Source organism: Acinetobacter sp. SWBY1 (assembly GCF_002946595.1).
Lineage (GTDB): Bacteria > Pseudomonadota > Gammaproteobacteria > Pseudomonadales > Moraxellaceae > Acinetobacter > Acinetobacter towneri.
Window position 1 is genome coordinate 175,608 of the sequence record NZ_CP026616.1, and the last position, 18,820, is coordinate 194,427.

The 18,820-nt window shown below is 40.1% G+C and carries 21 protein-coding genes and 3 tRNA genes; 16 read left to right on the forward strand and 8 right to left on the reverse strand.

All coding sequences use genetic code 11. The features are described from left to right. Nucleotides 1–55 precede the first annotated feature (55 nt). The 6 genes from C3Y93_RS00855 to C3Y93_RS00880 all read left to right on the forward strand — a co-directional run bounded on the left by C3Y93_RS00855 (nt 56) and on the right by C3Y93_RS00880 (nt 6,192). Nucleotides 56–1,945, forward strand: a complete 1,890-nt coding sequence (locus C3Y93_RS00855; RefSeq protein WP_104853222.1) for a M48 family metalloprotease — start codon at nt 56–58, stop codon at nt 1,943–1,945. Between the two features lie 170 nt (nt 1,946–2,115). Continuing rightward, nucleotides 2,116–2,766: a hypothetical protein gene (locus C3Y93_RS00860; RefSeq protein WP_104851812.1), complete on the forward strand. Its 651-nt coding sequence runs from the start codon at nt 2,116–2,118 to the stop codon at nt 2,764–2,766. Between the two features lie 63 nt (nt 2,767–2,829). Further along, nucleotides 2,830–3,804: a 2-hydroxyacid dehydrogenase gene (locus C3Y93_RS00865; RefSeq protein ID WP_104851813.1), complete on the forward strand. Its 975-nt coding sequence runs from the start codon at nt 2,830–2,832 to the stop codon at nt 3,802–3,804. A gap of 105 nt (nt 3,805–3,909) precedes the next feature. Beyond that, entirely contained in the window at nt 3,910–5,346 is a 1,437-nt protein-coding gene (locus C3Y93_RS00870; RefSeq protein WP_171287373.1) for a M48 family metalloprotease, read from the forward strand. Nucleotides 5,347–5,394: 48 nt separating this feature from the next. After that, nucleotides 5,395–5,769, forward strand: a complete 375-nt coding sequence (locus C3Y93_RS00875) for a GFA family protein (protein WP_096902524.1) — start codon at nt 5,395–5,397, stop codon at nt 5,767–5,769. A gap of 60 nt (nt 5,770–5,829) precedes the next feature. Beyond that, a complete protein-coding gene (locus C3Y93_RS00880; protein ID WP_004971462.1) occupies nt 5,830–6,192 on the forward strand; it encodes a hypothetical protein in 363 nt (120 codons plus the stop codon). A gap of 149 nt (nt 6,193–6,341) precedes the next feature. Here C3Y93_RS00880 and C3Y93_RS00885 read toward each other — a convergent pair whose 3' ends face one another. Further along, complete coding sequence (locus tag C3Y93_RS00885; RefSeq protein ID WP_104851814.1) at nt 6,342–6,788, reverse strand: GatB/YqeY domain-containing protein; 447 nt, start codon at nt 6,786–6,788, stop codon at nt 6,342–6,344. A 31-nt stretch (nt 6,789–6,819) separates the two neighbouring features. Then, the gene (gene rpsU / locus C3Y93_RS00890) at nt 6,820–7,035 is read right to left on the reverse strand and encodes a 30S ribosomal protein S21 (RefSeq protein ID WP_001136722.1); all 216 of its coding nucleotides are present in this window, start codon (nt 7,033–7,035) and stop codon (nt 6,820–6,822) included. 146 nt (nt 7,036–7,181) lie between these two features. On the opposite strand from rpsU, the gene tsaD reads away from it, so the two are divergent. Beyond that, nucleotides 7,182–8,198 (forward strand): tRNA (adenosine(37)-N6)-threonylcarbamoyltransferase complex transferase subunit TsaD, encoded by a 1,017-nt coding sequence (gene tsaD / locus C3Y93_RS00895; protein WP_004971458.1) that lies wholly within the window; start codon nt 7,182–7,184, stop codon nt 8,196–8,198. Nucleotides 8,199–8,292: 94 nt separating this feature from the next. On the opposite strand, the gene C3Y93_RS00900 is transcribed toward tsaD, so the two are convergent. After that, nucleotides 8,293–8,550 carry an EexN family lipoprotein gene (locus C3Y93_RS00900; protein ID WP_004971457.1) on the reverse strand — a complete coding sequence of 86 codons (258 nt, stop codon included), beginning with the start codon at nt 8,548–8,550 and terminating at the stop codon, nt 8,293–8,295. A 353-nt stretch (nt 8,551–8,903) separates the two neighbouring features. Here C3Y93_RS00900 and C3Y93_RS00905 point away from each other — a divergent pair, with 353 nt between their 5' ends. Beyond that, nucleotides 8,904–9,215, forward strand: coding sequence for a hypothetical protein (locus C3Y93_RS00905; RefSeq protein WP_104851815.1), 312 nt, complete (start codon nt 8,904–8,906; stop codon nt 9,213–9,215). Nucleotides 9,216–9,291: 76 nt separating this feature from the next. On the opposite strand, the gene C3Y93_RS00910 is transcribed toward C3Y93_RS00905, so the two are convergent. After that, nucleotides 9,292–10,164, reverse strand: coding sequence for an ATP-binding protein (locus C3Y93_RS00910; RefSeq protein ID WP_104851816.1), 873 nt, complete (start codon nt 10,162–10,164; stop codon nt 9,292–9,294). 185 nt (nt 10,165–10,349) lie between these two features. On the opposite strand from C3Y93_RS00910, the gene C3Y93_RS00915 reads away from it, so the two are divergent. The 5 genes from C3Y93_RS00915 to C3Y93_RS00935 all read left to right on the forward strand — a co-directional run bounded on the left by C3Y93_RS00915 (nt 10,350) and on the right by C3Y93_RS00935 (nt 13,150). Beyond that, nucleotides 10,350–11,879, forward strand: coding sequence for a DUF3336 domain-containing protein (locus tag C3Y93_RS00915; RefSeq protein WP_104851817.1), 1,530 nt, complete (start codon nt 10,350–10,352; stop codon nt 11,877–11,879). Next, nucleotides 11,869–12,720: a serine/threonine protein kinase gene (locus C3Y93_RS00920; RefSeq protein ID WP_104851818.1), complete on the forward strand. Its 852-nt coding sequence runs from the start codon at nt 11,869–11,871 to the stop codon at nt 12,718–12,720. The genes C3Y93_RS00915 and C3Y93_RS00920 overlap by 11 nt, the downstream gene beginning before the upstream one ends. A 117-nt stretch (nt 12,721–12,837) precedes the next feature. Then, nucleotides 12,838–12,922: transfer RNA gene (locus C3Y93_RS00925), tRNA-Leu, on the forward strand. Nucleotides 12,923–12,955: 33 nt separating this feature from the next. Then, a tRNA-Trp gene (locus C3Y93_RS00930) sits at nt 12,956–13,029 on the forward strand. Nucleotides 13,030–13,065: 36 nt separating this feature from the next. Next, nucleotides 13,066–13,150: transfer RNA gene (locus tag C3Y93_RS00935), tRNA-Leu, on the forward strand. Between the two features lie 244 nt (nt 13,151–13,394). On the opposite strand, the gene C3Y93_RS00940 is transcribed toward C3Y93_RS00935, so the two are convergent. After that, complete coding sequence (locus C3Y93_RS00940; RefSeq protein ID WP_004971452.1) at nt 13,395–13,598, reverse strand: hypothetical protein; 204 nt, start codon at nt 13,596–13,598, stop codon at nt 13,395–13,397. A 420-nt stretch (nt 13,599–14,018) separates the two neighbouring features. Here C3Y93_RS00940 and C3Y93_RS00945 point away from each other — a divergent pair, with 420 nt between their 5' ends. Then, nucleotides 14,019–14,291, forward strand: coding sequence for a hypothetical protein (locus C3Y93_RS00945; protein ID WP_104851819.1), 273 nt, complete (start codon nt 14,019–14,021; stop codon nt 14,289–14,291). A gap of 41 nt (nt 14,292–14,332) precedes the next feature. Here C3Y93_RS00945 and gloB read toward each other — a convergent pair whose 3' ends face one another. Together gloB and C3Y93_RS00955 are read right to left on the reverse strand one after the other, a co-directional pair. Beyond that, nucleotides 14,333–15,064, reverse strand: a complete 732-nt coding sequence (gene gloB, locus C3Y93_RS00950) for a hydroxyacylglutathione hydrolase (protein WP_104851820.1) — start codon at nt 15,062–15,064, stop codon at nt 14,333–14,335. Nucleotides 15,065–15,273: 209 nt separating this feature from the next. Further along, a complete protein-coding gene (locus tag C3Y93_RS00955; RefSeq protein WP_004971448.1) occupies nt 15,274–16,509 on the reverse strand; it encodes a pyridoxal phosphate-dependent aminotransferase in 1,236 nt (411 codons plus the stop codon). A gap of 153 nt (nt 16,510–16,662) precedes the next feature. Between C3Y93_RS00955 and msrB the strand changes: the two genes are divergently transcribed. Further along, nucleotides 16,663–17,082 (forward strand): peptide-methionine (R)-S-oxide reductase MsrB, encoded by a 420-nt coding sequence (msrB, locus tag C3Y93_RS00960; protein ID WP_096902313.1) that lies wholly within the window; start codon nt 16,663–16,665, stop codon nt 17,080–17,082. Continuing rightward, on the forward strand, nt 17,079–17,558 hold the full coding sequence (locus C3Y93_RS00965; protein ID WP_019836246.1) for a glutathione peroxidase: 480 nt from the start codon (nt 17,079–17,081) through the stop codon (nt 17,556–17,558). The genes msrB and C3Y93_RS00965 overlap by 4 nt, the downstream gene beginning before the upstream one ends. Before the next feature lie 73 nt (nt 17,559–17,631). Here C3Y93_RS00965 and dapC read toward each other — a convergent pair whose 3' ends face one another. Further along, the gene (gene dapC / locus C3Y93_RS00970; protein ID WP_104851821.1) at nt 17,632–18,801 is read right to left on the reverse strand and encodes a succinyldiaminopimelate transaminase; all 1,170 of its coding nucleotides are present in this window, start codon (nt 18,799–18,801) and stop codon (nt 17,632–17,634) included. Between the last annotated feature and the right edge of the window lie 19 nt (nt 18,802–18,820).

Here is an 18,820-nt window from a genome sequence, read left to right on the forward strand (position 1 = left end):
CGCTTTTTTCATTTATGATGGTGGCTCAAATACAATGTAATTCAGGATGTTTACATTGAGGTCTGTGAGTAGTTACTTGATTAAAAACAAAAATATGATTTGGTCTGCAATTTTATGTTTGGTTGCAGTCGCTTTGACCCTGTTTATCTTAAACACAGTTTTGGGTCTGTTGGTCTATTATGTCGATTCAAGCCAACCCATCTATTGGCACAGTCTAAGCCCATACTGGATTACGGTCTTGGTGCTGATTATGACAGTATCCGTCATTTTGGAATTTTACGTTTTTCGCTCAGGTGGTCATTCTTTGGCAAAACAATTGGGTGCGCGTCGTTTAACCCAGTTCGAAAGTACCCCAGAAGAAAGTACCGCACTTAAACTGACCGAACAATTGGCCGATACCTTTCAAATCCCAGCGCCTACTGTATATGTATTGCCCGATGAAATTGGGGTAAATGCCCTCACTGCAGGCTTTAGTCATAAAGATATTGTGATTATTTTGACTTGGGGTGCTTTGCAAAACTTGGATGAGCAAGAGCTTTATGGACTACTCAGCCATGAGTTTAACCATATTTTAAGTGGTGAAACCATTGATAATACCAAGCTTAAAATCCTCTACAGTAGCCTAACCACGTTTAGTAAGTGGGGCAGTAGCATCGCCAAACTTGGCTTTGGACAACATCGTGATGCACCGCCACATAAGTTAGCGACTTTTTTTGTTGCTGTAGGTGGTGGTATCTGGTTGTTTGGTAGCTTGGGCGTGTTGATTACCCGCTTAATTAAATATATTAGTCTAAGCGGACGTACCTTTAAAAATGATTTAAAAACCAAACGTTTGATTCAAAATAATGCCAATATTCAAACTTTGCTGCGAATTTATGTGCATCATGCAGGGTCGCAAATTCATAGTGAATATTCAGAATCTATTTCCCACATGTGCTTTGCTAACTCGCTCAGTCCGCAAAGCTGGATGAACATTCATCCAAGTATTGAAGCCCGTATTTTTGAGCTTGATCCAACCTTGGTACAAGACTTACAGCTAGAAAATTTGAAGCGTTTACGCAATCAGCCTTTGTTTAGTCTATTTCGCTCGTTAGAAGAAATGAATGCTGAATATTATGCGCCGTGGAGTTCACCACAACCTTTGCCTTTGCTGCGCTTATCGCCAATTAGCTTTGCAATTAATGATGCAATTAAGCCCCTCAAGCCTGAAATTCGTAATAACATGCCGCGCCCAGAGTTGATTCAGCGTGCCTTACAAACGGCAACGGGTTCGCGTGAGGTGATTGTTGCTATTTTAATGATTCGCCAATATCGTGAATTTATTCCTGCTGAAGCAGAAGTCAGCCGTGCAATTGTAGATGCTTTATTAAATTTGGATGGGCGAGTACATATCTCGATTTTCCATGAAGCATGTAAAAATATTGGTGGTATGCCGCTGAGTATCGCACGGCAGTTTTTAACCAAATTGGCAAAAATCATTCAGGAAGATGGTGAAATTGGTTTGTTAGATGCTTTGCTGCTTGAACGAATCAAGTTTGAATTGAACTTGCTGCCTTTACATACACCTGCAGCGTTACACGAAGTTAAACCGCAAATTGTACGTTTAATCGATGCTTTATTGCATGTGCAGCAAATTAATAGTGTTAATCAGTTAGATGTACGTGAACGTATTTTAGAACGTGTTTTAACTGCAGATGAATTGATTGATTATGAAGAAATTTCAGATGAACCGATTGATTTATCAGAAATTTTAAATGATATGGCAGGTTTGCTGCTGCGTGATCGACTGATGGTGTTAGGCATTGCTGAAATTTGTTTGTGGAATGACCGTATTATCACCCAAGATGAATTGGATGTTTTGGAGTTGCTCTATTGGCGTTTAGGTTTTAAAACCGAAGAAATTGTCGAGCAAATGCAAAAACAAAACAGTTTGATGATTGTGTGACACTGATTGACTAGGTGTGTTTAAAGCAGATTTTGAAAAAATACGAATAGGTCAGATTGGGTGAAAGAAAGCACAGCATTGTGCAGCCTTTCTAGGTAGAATAGGTGCTATCTTGCATGTTGTTCTGTGATAAATACGTGCAGCGAAAAATTAGATAGGTGATGATAAACATGATGGGGCATCAGCGTGACATTTTAGCCAGTTTGGGAATCGATATTTGGGTTTCCAGAATGGCTGTGTCTCAAACTTTGCCACAATCATCGGTTTGGCGCGACCAAGCTGCACCTGAAATACACAGCGAAATTATTGTTCCTGCTGCAGTACCTCAACAATTAAAACAACAACAGCCGATTATTCACGAAAAGCCTAAGCAAGAACCATCTCCGCAACATACGACAGTTGAAGCGGCCGCGCCAGAAGTTGTTCCTGAAGCGCGTGTCATGCTGCAAATTGAAGCATTTAGTATTGAAGCTTTGCAGTTGCCACATTGTGTCATTTTGGTAGAAAGCACTACCTTGAGTCAGGAACAGCAACAATTGTGGCGTAATATTCAACATGCGCTACAGGCCGAATATCACGTATTGCAATGGCCTTTTGCTTTAGAAGTATTACAAGACGGCATCGGGGTAGAAAATTATGTGCAAGGTTTTGTTGATGTCTTGAGTACAGATAAAAACATGCTGATTTTAGGTCAATTACCACATTTTAAATCTGAACAATGTTTGCATTTAGCCAGCTTGCAAGAGATGTTAGATCAACCGCTGTTGAAAAAAAGTCTGTGGGATGCGATACAAATCACATCGTTAAAGCCTAAAGCCTAAGTCAATTCAGATATTTAAAACTCTACATATACAAGCAATTGTAGACACGAAACAGGGATAATCATGCGTAAAAAAGTGGTAGTGTTTAGTCAAATTGATGCAGAAATTTTAAGTAAGCTAGAGCAAGATTATCAGGTGGTGCAGGTCAGCCCGAAGTTGGGTGACGTGAATCAACAGTTGCTTGAGCATGTGCAAGATGCGGATGGCATGATTGGTGCAGGGCGCTTGCTTAATCAAAGTAACTTACATACTGCGACTAAACTCAAAGTGATTTCGAGTGTAAGTGTCGGTTACGACAACTATGATGTAGATTATTTAACCCAACAAAAGATTAGTCTTTGCCATACACCGCATGTCTTGACTGAAACCACAGCAGATTTAGCCTTTACTTTATTGATGAGTGCAGCACGACAAGTGCCATATTTAGATCGGTGGACTAAACAAGGGCAATGGAAACGTACCGTGGGTGCAGCACAGTTTGGACAGGATATTTATGGTAAAACCATTGGTATTGTAGGTTTGGGGCATATTGGTGCGGCTATCGCACGGCGTGCATTTCATGGTTTTAATATGAATGTGGTGTACCACAATCGTCGTGAAAAAATGGAAGTGGCGAAGGCATTTAATGCAGAATATTTAAGTCTGGATGAATTGCTGCAACAGTCTGATTTTGTGGTACTGGCAGTCGATTTAAATGCAGACTCTAAAGCCTTAATTGGTCAGCGTGAACTTGATTTAATGCCGTCTCATGCAATTTTGGTCAATATTTCGCGTGGTTCGGTCATTGATGAGCAGGCACTTATTCAGACCTTACAAGCAGGCAAAATTTTTGCCGCAGCTTTGGATGTCTATGACAAAGAACCACTGCAAGAATCACCATTATTTGAGTTAGATAATGTCGTGACTTTGCCGCACATTGGTTCAGCAACTGCAGCAACTCGTCGACAAATGGCAAACTTAGCCTATAAAAATTTAGTTGATGCGCTGGAAGGACGTCGCCCGCAATATGTTGTTAATCCTGCTTGTTATACGTCTTAAAGTTAAAGATGATTTGGTAAAAATTGATAACACATCATTGCAAATGCGTTCATTTTTCAATGTTATAGTGAATCATTATGCAAAATATGTATTTGAGATCATCCATTGAAACATCTATTACTGATCTGCGGTTTGAGTTTTGCCAGTATTGCGACAACCCAAAGTGCCAATCTAACCACCACACCACAATTTAATGTGCCTGAAATAGGCAGTGGTGTGGGATTAATTGATCAGCAAAAAGAACGCAGTATTGGTGAAAAAGTCTATCGGGAAGTGCAGCGTAAAATGCCTGTCACGCAAAACCCGTGGCTGGAAGATCAATTAATCAATACGTTTTCGCATCTACTCAGCCAAACTCAATTGGGGCAACCCATTGGGCTACTCATTATCAATGATCCACAAATTAATGCTTTTGCTGTGCCGGGTGGTTTATTTGCGTTAAACACAGGTCTTATTAATTCTGCCCGTAATATGGATGAAGTTGCGGGCGTGATGGCGCATGAAATTGCGCATGTGTCGCAACGTCATTACAGTCGCTCTCAAGAGGCATTTAAAGGACAGGGTTTGTTGGCACTGGCTGGGGTTGTGGTTGGGGCATTGGTTGCCTCACAAGCCGATGGTGATGCAGGCGCAGCGGTGATGATGGGTTCTCAAGCCGCTTTAATGGATCAGCAATTGACTTATAGCCGTAATCAGGAACGTGAAGCAGACCGTATTGGCATGCAATATATGTATAGCGCAGGCTATAACCCACAAAGCATGGCAGATTTTTTTGAGGTGATGCACCGTACTACGAGTCGAGTGAGCTTCTTACCTGACTTTTGGTTTACCCATCCCTTAACCACAGAGCGGATGAGTGAGGCGCGTTTACGTGCCAATCAATTGCCACCAGTGCCAACCTCGCTGCGTGATGAAGACTTTGAGATTTTAAAGTTATATAGTTTGGTGGTTTCGCAGCAGGCGACAGAACAGCAGCTTAAAGCATTTGCAACCCGTAACCATTTTGCGGCGAATTTGGCTTTGGCTTATTTTTATAGCCAGCAAGGCGATTTTGTTTTGGCGCAACAAAGTATAGATCAGGCCAAAAGTCACAATCGTTTACATAATTTATTGACACTTATTCAAACTGACATTTATTTAGGGCAAAATAAAATTGATTTAGCGCTCAAAACAATTGGTTCACCTGCGCGAATTATGCCTGAAAATCGTGCGCTGAATTATAAATGGGCCGAGGTTTTGATTCGTCAAAATCAAACTACGCAAGCAGAAAGTATTTTGAAGGGTTTCTTGCAAAAAAATCCACGTGATTTATCGGCATGGAATTTAATGCAGCAAGCGGCAAATGCAGACCGAAGTTCTGCATTACGCACGGTAAATGTGTTACGGTATCGTGCAGAAGTACAGTATTGGTCAGGTTGGGAAGAAGAGGCAATTAAATCATTACTGCACGCGCAGCGTTTAGCCAAAGACAATCAGGCGATGTCGGCAAATATAAAAAACCGTGTGACTGAAATGCAAAGAGAACGACAGTTAAAAATATAAGTCGGGCGTACATACGGTGGCATAACAATAAAGAAAAGGAGTTTAAGAATGATTGAGGGACAATGTTTATGTGGTGCGGTGTATTACCGTTACCATGCCGAAATTGAAAAAACAATATTATGTTTTTGCCAGCATTGCCGTCGTGCGCAAGGCGGTATTATGGGATGGAATAGTCCAGTGGCACGCGAACATTTTGAAGTGGTGCGTGGCTTAAAATATCTAAAAGAATATTTTCATAGTCCCAATAAAGCACGGGTATTTTGTCAGGAGTGTGGCAGCCCGATTTATTCTTATCGGCTAGATTTACCCGATATTATTCGCTTACGCTTAGGGACAGTGACTCAAGGCAAAGTTCCCGAACCATGTGAGCAAGCATTTGCGCAATACAAACCCAACTTTTTGGCAATTGAGTCGTGTGAATAGTTATTCACCGAATATACAATGCTAAAATAGAACTTGAGTTGAAACGACCCTGACTTGAAAATGAAAAAATATATTTATTTATGCCTTACTTTGGGGATGACCTTGCAAAATGTCTATGCTGCGAGTGCAGAGCAGTATGTGTTGGCTGTTGAAGAAATTAATGCGCAATATAAACAAGATACCCGACAGTTTTTACGAGGCTTAAACCCACAACAGCAGGGTTTTAATCCGCAGCAACAGCAGCAGTTTTGCGGCATTGTTAGTCGTTATGTTGATCGTTTATATCAGGCAGCAGATGAAAACCGTGCCTATTTGGATCGTCGTTACCAAAATATTAATAAACAGGATGTGATTCAGCAGGTCAGTACATCTAAAGAAATGCAATTGCTGAAAAAGTATCAAGTGAACTGCGATTTAAAGTAAAAAGTTAAAGCAAAAGTGTCTAAGGGTGAGTAATAGTTATCTCATCCTTGTTTAGCATTATACTGAATGGTATTGGAGAGAAAGATTAAACAGGTTTAATCTGACTTTTAAATAAGTATTTGGATAAACACAAATTTGGGATGAGCTGATTAGCTTAATTTAGCTTTAATTTTTGCAGATACTTGTGCAGGATCGGCGCGCCCGGCTATGAGCGGACGCAGAGAGTTCATCACCTTACCCATATCTTTCATGCTAGTAGCTTGTTGCGCTTGAATGGTTTGCGCAATCATGGAATCAAGTTCTTCCTCAGTCATAGCTTCTGGTAGAAACTGAGATAACACCTCAATTTCGGCTTGTTCCTTACTAGCTAAATCTTCTCGGCCAGCGCCTTCAAAGGCTTTAACCGATTCTTTACGTTGTTTAATTTGCTTTTCAATGACCGCAAGAACCTGAGCATCGTCAAGCTCTTTGCGCTCATCGACTTCGATTTGCTTAATTGCCGCCTGTAGACTACGAATTACCGTTAACTTATCCATTTCTTTGGCGCGCATAGTCGCTTTTAAAACGTCAGTGATTTGGTTTTTTAAAGTCGTCATCATTTAATCCAGACAGGCAATCACAAATTAATTAGTAAAGGCGAGTAGTACGTACTGATTCACGCGCCAATTTCTTTTGGTAGCGTTTAACAGCAGCAGCTTTTTTGCGCTTACGTTCTTGAGTTGGTTTTTCGTAGAATTCACGCTTACGTACGTCAGCTAAAACACCTGCTTTTTCGCAAGAACGTTTGAAACGACGGATAGCTACGTCTACTGGTTCGCCTTCTTTCAATTTAACTTGTGGCATGAAGAATCCTCATTAAGTTATGGATAAGATCTGGGCGAAATTGCCCACGATCACAAGTGAAGGTCAGTATTTTACTCATTTACATCTCATATCACAAGTCTATAATAGGTTTCGCAATAGAATTGATACAGGTTATAGGCAATTTAATGATCGTTTTAGGCTTAGAAACATCTTGTGATGAAACAGGACTTGCACTGTATGACAGCGAGTTAGGTTTGCGCGGGCAAGTACTGTATAGCCAAATTAAATTGCATGCAGAGTATGGTGGTGTGGTACCCGAACTGGCTTCACGTGACCATGTGCGCAAACTTATTCCTTTAATCAATCAATTGCTTGAGCAGAGCCAAGTCAAAAAATCTGAAATTGATGCAGTGGCTTATACCCGTGGGCCGGGGCTAATGGGCGCACTCATGACAGGCGCATTATTTGGACGAACTTTAGCTTTTGCCTTAAATAAACCTGCAATTGGGGTGCATCACATGGAAGGGCACATGCTTGCACCATTATTGTCTGCGACACCGCCAGAATTTCCGTTTGTCGCTTTATTGGTTTCGGGTGGACATACACAGCTCATGGCAGCTTATGGCATTGGCCAATATGAATTGTTAGGCGAGTCGATTGATGATGCTGCAGGCGAGGCTTTTGACAAAGTTGCCAAAATGATGGGTTTACCGTATCCGGGTGGGCCAAATATCGCCAAACTAGCTGAACAAGGCGATGCCAAAGCTTTTGAATTTCCACGTCCAATGTTGCACCAAGGCTTAGAATTTTCATTTAGCGGTTTAAAAACTGCGGTTTCAGTACAAATGAAAAAGTTAGGTGATGAAAACCGTGATGCCGATATTGCGGCAAGTTTCCAAGAAGCGATTGTTGATACTTTGGTGAAAAAATCGGTAAAAGCTTTAAAACAAACAGGTTTAAAACGCTTGGTGATCGCGGGTGGGGTGAGTGCAAATACTCGGTTACGTGAGCGTTTAGAAGCAGATTTAGCTAAAATTCGTGCAACGGTTTATTATGCAGAACCTGCATTGTGCACCGACAATGGTGCAATGATTGCTTTTGCGGGCTATCAGCGTTTAAAAGCAGGGCAGCAAGATGGTTTATCGGTTACGACTACACCACGTTGGCCAATGACGGAGCTTACCAATCCAACTGCGGGTTAAGTTGTTCGTAGCATAAAATCAATCAGAGGCAATAATCTGCCTCTGACTTTTATGCTAAGTTTTTACATTAATATTAGAAACGAATACTTAAGACTTAGCGAACTGCGTCCATTAAACCTTTGGTAAGATCTTTCATCATGCCTTGCATCACAGCATTCCCTGCATTTGTACAGTTTTCTAATTTTTTACCTTCTAGTGATTTACCTTGATTGGCCATTTCTTCGCACTTCTGCAAAACTTTTTTAGCTTCATCTAAGTTCTCGGCATAATACTCTTGCGTTTTCACTTGTGTACATGCTGTAAGCGTTGTAATTAAACTTACTGTAATTAACAAATTTTTAAATTTAAACATTATTTTTTAACCGTTGTTTGTTTTAAAGAGATTGCATCTTAAGCGAATAATGGGTTCATAAAATAATACAATGGACTAAAGTTGATCTTATTAAGTAAAATTAAATAATTGCAATATAAATATTTTTAATTTTTTTGAAGTTTTATAGTCATATTCTATCCCAAACTTTATTTCACGTATTGGTTTCAAATAGAACTGCTTTATTTTTTTGTGCACTCATCCTACAATTTATAGAAATCCATAAAGTAGCTGACAGCAGTATTTAAATCTGTGAATCCTGTCCAATTGTTGTGTTTTCAACTTTAAACTATGATTTTTGGTAGATATTTAATATAAAACCAATTGAGATAAACATGCGATTTAAAAATACATTTTGCATTATTTGTGTGATGGGGATGATGGTATTGACCGCTTGCGAGGGCGCTGAGTCAATACAGCAAAATATAAATAGTACAGAAAATCAGCCGAGTTCAGTGACAGCCCAACAGGTCGAAGTACCGACTCGTTTGACTACTGTAGCAACTCATCCTTCGGCTATCACACCTGAAGCGACAGTACCGCAAGAAGTATATGTAGGAGAGCCGACTGTGGCAGAAATGCAGGCGCATGGCGAAGAATTTTATAAAGACACATTGGCACGGATTGCTGCAGAACAAGGTCAGTAGTCGCTCAGTCATTTAGCGCGTTTAAATAGAGTGGGTTGCTGACTATCTTCTATATGCAAACTACCCATTAAAATATTTAAAGTGCTTTAAGTTGCTGCGAGCCAATCCAGTGTTTAGAAAATTGATAGGCAGCACGCCCTGAACGCTGTCCACGTGCCTGACACCATCTTAATGCTTCTGCACGTACTTCGGCAGTCATTGGCATTTCGGCTTTGTGTAAATAATGCTCCACAATTTCTAAATATAGATTTTGATCCATTGGATAAAACGACAGCCATAGACCAAAGCGATCAGACAGTGAAATTTTCTCTTCAATTGCTTCTTGAGGATGCAACTCAGTATATTGCGGTACATCTACACGAGTGACAGGTGTATTTTCATGCATAAATTCAGGTAATAGATGACGTCTGTTACTGGTTGCATAAATAATAAAATTACTGGAACCTGATTGTAATGAACCATCTAAAACACTTTTTAAACTACGATAATTTTCATCTTCTGCGTTAAAAGCTAAATCATCACAGTAGACAATAAATTTTTCAGGACGATGCTGAATGATTTTTTGAATTTCTGGCAATTCAGACAAATCATCGCGTTCAATTTCAATTAAACGTAATCCTTGATTGGCATACTCGGTCAATAGGGCACGTACAATAGATGATTTTCCCGTACCGCGTGAGCCTGTAAGTAACACATCATTGGCAGGTAAGCCATTTAAAAACTGCAAGGTGTTTTGAATGACTTTTTCTTTTTGCTTTTCGATGCCTTTTAAATCATCTAAATCAATTTTTCTTGGTTGTTGAATCGCTATCAATTGTCGATCATGCCATTTGAATGCGATGGCGGAAAAGTCGGTTTCTTGTTTTAAAGCAGGTAAACTTTGCTGTAGTTGTTGGAGTACATGAGAAAGTGATAATAAGATGTTGTCGGGTAAATCTAGGTTTGCCATGATAATTCAGCTTAAAAAATGCAGATCAGATTGCTACACTTTAAGACTAGCGCAATTGACCTAGATTTGACAATCAAAGTGTGAATCGAGTCATTGACGCGTATTACAATTTTTTAGATATTGTTGTGTATAGTAGGCATAGGCAAGCGTAGTGCTGCGAATAAACCAACGGATTGAGGAATGCTATGTTATTTAAAGATTTCACCGAAGATGTTAATCCGCATCAAGCCTATCGCATAAAAAAACTCAAGCGCCAAATTCAAAATGCCGAATCGTATGAAGAATGGAAAAGTATTGCCATTCGTATAGATGAAGAAACTGGTGCGCAAGAATGGAAATATGACAACAGTTCGCCATATTTTGATGCGGAAATTATCTCGCATCGTTTAAATTTATTACGCCGTTATCGCACCACCGAACGCAGTCACGATTTAATTTATATTTTGCGTGAAGGTTTAACTTTTGACATCGCCAATATTGCCCATCCGATGTTGTTTACTGCAACCTATGTGGGTACTAAAAAAATTATTGAAGATTATGTGGATGAAGTCAGTAAAAGTTTGGCTTTTGTCGCTTCAGATGAATGTCAGGCTTTAACCAAAGTAGAAAAAATAGAGTTTTTTCAGCAATGCCAAACTGCATACGGACAACCTGCCTTGATGTTCTCTGGTGGGGCAACGCTAGGTTTGTTTCATACAGGTGTTTGTAAGGCCTTACTTGAACAGGATTTAATGCCTAAAGTGCTGTCGGGTTCGAGCGCGGGTGCAATAATGACTGCAATGCTAGGCATCGCAAAACCTGAAGAAGTACAGCATATTTTGGGTGGTGAGTCATTTTTCCACGAAGCATTTCAGTTTAGACAAATGCGCGAAATTCTTAAAGGTAATGGTGGAATTGCCGATGTGCATTATTTAAAAAAATTCCTGATCAAAAACTTGGGCGATACCACGTTTGAAGAAGCTTTTCAAAAATCAGGTTTGCATATTAATGTGGCGGTTGCGCCTTATGATGCATCGCAAGACTCACGCATTATGAACAGCTTTACTGCGCCAGATTTATTGGTTTGGAGTGCGGTGTTGGCCTCGTGTGCTGTGCCAATTTTATTTCCACCTGTACGTTTAACCAACAAACGCTATGATGGCGAACACACTCCATATATGGGTAAAACCCGTTGGGTGGATGGCAGTGTGCGTAGTGATTTCCCGCAGGAAAAAATGGCGCGTTTGTATAATATTAATTACACCATCGCCAGTCAGGTCAATCCGCATGTAGTGCCTTTTATGCAGGATGATATTAAGCGCTATCGTAAAGATATGCTGAGTTGGCCAGAACGGATTATTCGTCGTCAGGGCAAAGTCATTAGTCGTGGGGTAATGGATTTTGTGCGTGAGCGAGCAGGAGCTGTACCGCCTGTGCGTCGTTTGCTAGATCATGGCTATGGTATTGTCGATCAACGCTATTATGGTGATGTGAATATTGTAGGAAGCTATAACCTGCGTCATTACAGCTATATGTTGCAAAACCCGAAACCACATTTATTTAAAATTTTACAGCGTGAAGGCGAGCGTGCGACTTGGCCGAAAATTTCATCAATTGAAACGCATGCACGTGTCGGTAAAACTTTGCAACATTGCTTAGAATTATTAAATGCAGCTCAAATAGAGGTATCCACCGAAGTCGCAGCAGAAATGCGCACTGGCGCAAGTGTTGTTTAATGTTTTAAATTTGGATGTTCAACAGCTAGATACTGCGCAGTTCGAGTTGCGCAGTAAAGCGCAAAGTTTGCAACATGGTCGGCATATTTATCGTTTTGAACATCAAGGGCAGTTTTATTGGCTGAAAGCCCAACAACAGGGAGTTTATGCGACAGTAGAGCAGGGCTTTGCACAAGAATGGAACTTTTATAAACAGTACGCGCAATCATCATATTTATCTTTTTTATTGCCATGTGAATTGATGGATGCTGCACCCATTCATATTCAGTCGCAGGGTAATTCACATGACATTTCATCGCATTATTCACAGGTCTATTCACGTGCTTTAATTTTACCTGAAGCGCAAGCTGTTTTTGTGATGGGTAATTTACCTGAATATACAGAAGCGATTAAACACATATTTTTGCGTGTCTTTGAAGCAGTGGAAGCATTACATCAATTAGGTTGGATTCATGCTGACTTAAAAGCTGAACATATTGTGCAGTTGGATGGGCAAATCAAACTGTTAGATTTTGAGCAAGTACAGCAAATTGCAGATATTCAATGTCAGGGGATGACTGCAACGCCACGTTATATGGCACCAGAATTATTTCACGGACAGCTCAAAACTGCACAAAGTGATATTTATGCTTTAGGCATTATTTTTTATGAATGGTTAACGCAACAACGCTTGCAGGCAAATAGTTACCACGATTGGGCGTATTTACATTGTCAAAGATTGCATATCCAACTTTCTACGCATCTACAAGCATTTTTACCACTGCTGAATCACATGTTGGCAAAGTCCTATTCGCAGCGTGCAACGAGTATTGCAGAGTTGAAATTATGGCTTAGTGGCTGAATATGCTTAAGAAAAAATCAAAAAATAGTTTTTTGTTTTTTATTTAAACAGTCATTGTGCTTTTTTATAAAAAAGGCTTGTCATCAGGAAGTGATCTCTATAATATACACAGCCATCGGGGACGTGGCGAAATTGGTAGACGCACTGGATTTAGGTTCCAGCGCCGCGAGGTGTGAGAGTTCGAGTCTCTCCGTCCCCACCACTTAAATATCAAGTCAGCTTGATTTTAAGTTACAGAGGATTGGTGTAATGGTAGCATGACGGTCTCCAAAACCGTTCGTCAAGGTTCGAATCCTTGATCCTCTGCCAAATTAAAATCCAACAACTCAGTTGGTACCCGATGTTGGGGACGTGGCGAAATTGGTAGACGCACTGGATTTAGGTTCCAGCGCCGCGAGGTGTGAGAGTTCGAGTCTCTCCGTCCCCACCATACATTAAAGAGCAAGGCAATGACCTTGCTTTTTTATTGCCTGTTATTTTAGCTTTAAATCATTGCATCTCTTTGACAAGGCTTAGATGTATTTTAAGATTTAAAGTTCAGTATAAAAAAAAGCCCATAAACAGGTTATGGGCAAGATCATCTTTAAGTATTGATGAAATACGATTTGAATTTTTATTTTTGCATCCTATCAAGTTCAACCGTTATCGCATACTTATCTATATTGTATAAGTACTTATGCTTTTAAATGGTCTTCAAATTCCTCGCCTAATTTCATTGCTAAAGCATTACCAGAAAGCTCGCAAGTGACCAAACCATATTCTTTTTGAAAGCTAAATGTGAAACCGTGACCATCCGCCAAATTTTTGACTGAATAACCTAATTTTTCTAACCAAATACGAAACGCAATTAAATTTTTTGCTTTAACAACTTTTTTCACGAGAGAACTCCTATCCATTTATTTAATTATTAATAGGGATATTTCTTGAATTTTTAAAGGGCAGAAATGTATTTCTTTGACATTTTTTTCACTGATTTTTAGAAATCTAAAGTCCTTTTAAGCAATTAGAATATTTTAAAAGAATTATTTATTTGTAAATTATTGATATTTATTATTTTAACTGAGGTGGCGTAATTAATTTTAAGGTCTTAGATATATTGCCAAAAGATGACTTGGAAATAATTTGTTAATGATTTTTGGTTTTAGACTGTATTTATTTTCAGCATGAACACATGAAGATTTTCCATTGTTTTCATGCAAAGCTTTAATTTAGCGCAATGCATATCAGTGTGGAGCATGTCGGCACCAAATGGACATTAGCTTATACTATGGTTGAGTTTGAAGATTTGGAAAATAAACATGACTGCACAAACAATCCAACAGCAGGCTGAGTACATAGTGAAGCAGATGCAAAATCAAGGGCTAGAGCCTTTTGCTGTGATGCTTGGGCATGAAGATTGGTTACTGTTTTCCTCGCAATCCAAAGTGGCTTATACGCCTTTTGGCAGCGCACGCCGTTATCAGCCTGCATTGTCCAACTTACTTTTGGTGCGGGTCGATGAAATGAATGCTGTGCGTGTGGTGACGCAAACTCAATTAGATGAGTTTGCTGCCAGTAATCAGATTTTATAATCCGAGAGAAATATCAGATGCTTTATGATCAAAGCATCAATTTAAAAGTTGTCTTTGAGTTCACGTAATTTCTGAAATTCTTCGACACTTTCGGCCCTTAAAAATGGATTGGTTTCCAGTTCTAGTTCGATGCTGCTTGGCAAAGTGGGTTGATTAAGCATGCGTAAACTTTCAATTTGTTGATAACGCTCTTGAATGGCAACATTGTCGGGTTCTACATGCAGTGCAAATTGTGCATTCGCCAATGTATATTCATGGGTGCAATATACTTGGGTACGCGGAGGCAGCGCTGCCAAGCGGTTTAAAGATTGATACATTTGCAAATATGTACCTTCAAAAACACGCCCACAGCCCATCGCAAATAAAGTGTCGCCACAGAACAATACATCCAACGCATCTATAAAATACACAATATGCCCCAAGGTATGTCCCGGAACGGCAATAACATCGACCTGTAAATCATGAAAATTGATATGATCTTGGTTTTGTAAAGGATGCGTGATAAACGGAATTTTGCTCAATTCTTCACGTGGCCCATAAACAGGTAAATTACGTTCTGCAATGAGTTCAGGTACACCGCCAATATGGTCTTGATGCCAATGTGTCAACCAAATTTGCGCGATCTCTAAACCATGATTTTGGCAAAAACCTTCAACAGGTTTGGCATCAGTTGGGTCAACCACCACCACTTGTTTGCTGGCACAATGTTCAAGCAACCAAATATAGTTTTGTGATGGTTTCTGCGCATCAATAAGATGAACTTGGTAGTGCATGCTCAGTTCCTGAAACTTAATCGCTTGTGGCTATTACAGCATGCTTTTGCGGGCGTGTAAAAGTGTATCCCCAAGTGTCTGAGTATCGCTTTGCTATGTGACCACTTGATGATGAACAAGAGATGTAAAGATAAAATAGAAATAAAAATCAAATCCATAAAAAATGCCGTGATCAACACGGCATTTTAAAACAGAGATTCGGTTTGATCTTAGCGGATTTTTGCCAAGAAACGACCTAAACGTGTCATTGCTTCACGTAATTCATTTTCTGCAGGCAAGAACACGACACGGAAATGATCAGGCGTTGGCCAGTTAAAACCTGTACCTTGAACCAACAAAACTTTTTCTGCTTTGAGTAAATCGAGCATTAACTTTTCGTCATCTTCAATTGGATAGACGTTTGGATCAAGTTTCGGGAAGCAATACATTGCACCCTCAGGTTTGACACAAGACACGCCAGGAATGTCGTTCAGCATTTCCCATGCAATGTTACGTTGTTCGTATAAACGACCACCCGGACGAATCAAGTCATTGATAGACTGATAACCACCCAATGCTGTTTGAATCGCGTACTGCGCCTGATGGTTGGCACACAAGCGCATAGACGCAAGCATGTCTAAACCTTCAATGTAGTCTGCAGCGCGTGATTTATCGCCTGTAATCGCCATCCAGCCTGAACGGAAGCCCGCAATGCGATACGATTTAGACAAGCCATTAAATGAGATACAGAGTTGATCACCCGCTAAAGCTGCAACCGCAACATGCTCAATGCCGTCATAAATAATTTTGTCGTAAATCTCATCGGCAAATAAAATCAGGTCATATTTTTTAGCCAGTGCAACAATTTGTTCTAAAACATGACGTGGATAAACCGCACCCGTTGGGTTATTCGGGTTAATAATGACAATACCGCGCGTATTTGGCGTGATTTTGCTTTCCATATCGGCAATGTCTGGATACCAAAAGTTTTCTTCATCACATTTGTAGTGAATAGCAGTACCGCCCGATAAATTCACTGCCGCAGTCCAAAGCGGGTAGTCAGGCATTGGTACCAGCATTTCATCGCCATCGTCTAACAAGCCTTGCATCGCCATAACAATCAGTTCAGACACGCCGTTGCCAATATACACATCATTGACATGCATATCGAAAATGCCTTTTTGCTGATAGTACTGACAAATCGCTTTACGCGCAGGGAAAATCCCTTTGGAGTCGGTATAACCAATCGCATTAGGCAAGTTCAATGCGACATCATTAATAATTTCCTGTGGAGCTTCAAAACCGAATGGGGCAGGGTTGCCAATATTCAGTTTAATAATTTTATGACCGGCCTCTTCCATTTCATTGGCCGCTCGTAACACAGGTCCGCGAATGTCGTAGCATACATGCTCAAGTTTTGATGATTTTTTTATTTCGCGCGGAGTCGTGTTACCTAGTACGGACATAGTTCCATCCAATGATTAGAAGATAAATAAATTATAGATTACTGAAATATCACAATCTATGCTGAAATTTAGCTAGATATTTTGCAAGGTCTAGCGTAAAAATGGAAGTACTGAAGCATGACACTGAATGTCAAAGATTTAAAGGAGTTAGTGATGGGAAAACTCAATAAAACAGACCGAGAATGGCAAAGAGAGTTATCACCAGAGGAATTTCGGATTACACGTCAAAAAGGCACGGAGCCTGCTTTTACGGGGAGATATTGGAATACTAAACAAGAGGGGATTTATACCTGTCGTTGTTGCGGTACAGCGCTATTCTCATCTGAAACAAAATATGACAGCGGTAGCGGTTGGCCAAGTTTCTATCGTCCAATCCAGCCTGGGGTGATTGAAGAACATCAGGATGGTTCGCATGGCATGCAGCGTACTGAGATTGTTTGTCATCATTGTGACGCACATTTAGGGCATGTTTTTGATGATGGTCCACAGCCAACAGGATTGCGCTATTGTGTCAATTCGGCTTCTTTAGAACTCAAAACACAAGAAAAAAATGATGAGGGAAATTATCCATGACTAACATTTATCAATTTGAAGCCGAGTTGTTAGATGGACAAAATAAAGCTTTTAGTGATTATGAAGGGAAAGTTTTGTTGATTGTAAATACAGCCAGTAAATGTGGTTTTACGCCTCAATTTGCAGGTTTAGAAAAGTTATATCAACAATATAAAGATCAGGGGCTAGAAATATTGGGCTTCCCGTGCAATCAGTTTGGTGGGCAAGATCCGGGCTCCAATGAGCAAATTGGGAGCTTCTGCCAAAAAAACTATGGTGTCAGTTTTCCAATGTTTAGCAAAATTGATGTGAAAGGTCCTGAAGCACATGCGATTTTCCGTTACCTGACCAATAATAGTAAAGGTATTTTGGGCAACGGAATTAAATGGAATTTCACCAAGTTTTTAATTGGCAAAGATGGCAAGGTGTTGAACCGTTTTGCTCCGACCACAAAACCTGAAGATTTGCAGGCGGAAATTGAAAAGGCTTTACGATAAAGGCTTGCGCTTGTGCAAGTAAGATAATTAAGGCGATCAGATGATCGCCTTAAATTTAATTGAAATCATTAACTTATAAAATCGCTTTAAGACGTTGAATTACTTGTTCACATTGCGCCAAATCTGCAACCAAAGCTAAGCGAACATGGTTTTCACCTGGGTTACCTTGTGCGGTTTCACGAGATAAATACCGACCTGGCAGCACTTTAATATGGGCTTTTTCCATCAATATTTTGGCAAAATTTTCATCATGGTCGACTTTGAGCCAGTAATAAAAACCTGCATCTGGTTTTTTTAATGGCAGTAAATGCCCAAGTTCCGTTTGGAATAATTCAAACTTGGCGCGATATTGTTGACGATTATCTTCAACGTGCTGTTCATCATCCCAAGCTGCAATAGATGCCAATTGATGTTGTACAGGCATTGCCGCACCATGATAGGTACGATATTGCAAATAAGGTTTTAATAAGTTGGCATCGCCCGCAACAAAGCCTGAACGCATGCCGGGTAAGTTTGAGCGTTTAGACAAAGAATGGAATACGATGCAGTTTTTGTAGTCATCGCGTCCAAGTTCGGCACAGACTTCCAGTAAACCTGTAGGCGCTTGGTCAAACCATAATTCTGAATAACATTCATCAGATGCAATGACAAAATTATATTGATCTGACAGGGCAATCAGCTTTTTAAATTGTTCTTTTGAAAGGACAGCACCCGTTGGATTTCCCGGTGTACAGACAAATAATAAAGCAGTTTTTTCCCAGACTTTTGCAGGTACAGCATCAAAATCACCCAAGTAATTATTGTCTTCGGTGCAATTGATGAAATAGGGTTGAGCACCTGCCAATAAAGTTGCCCCTTCATAAATTTGATAAAACGGATTGGGCATCACTACATAAGGCGCATCTTCACGTCGAATCAATGCTTGTACGAAGGAAAAAATCGCTTCACGTGTACCTGAAACGGGGAGAACTTGAGTGTCTGGGTTAACTTGTTTTAAATGAAAGCGTTGTGTCAGCCAATGGGCAATGCTGTGACGTAATTCAGGCAGACCTTTGCTGTTCGGATAAGTCGATAAATGCTGAAAATTATCAATAATGGCTTGTTTGACAAATTCAGGTGCAGGATGTTTAGGTTCGCCAATAGACAGTGGAATTAACGGCAAATTTGCAGGTTGTACGTCCTGAAATAGTTTGTTTAGCTTTTCAAAAGGGTAAGGATGTAATAAGGACAAACTTGAGTTCATGGATGTTCCGTAAATTGAA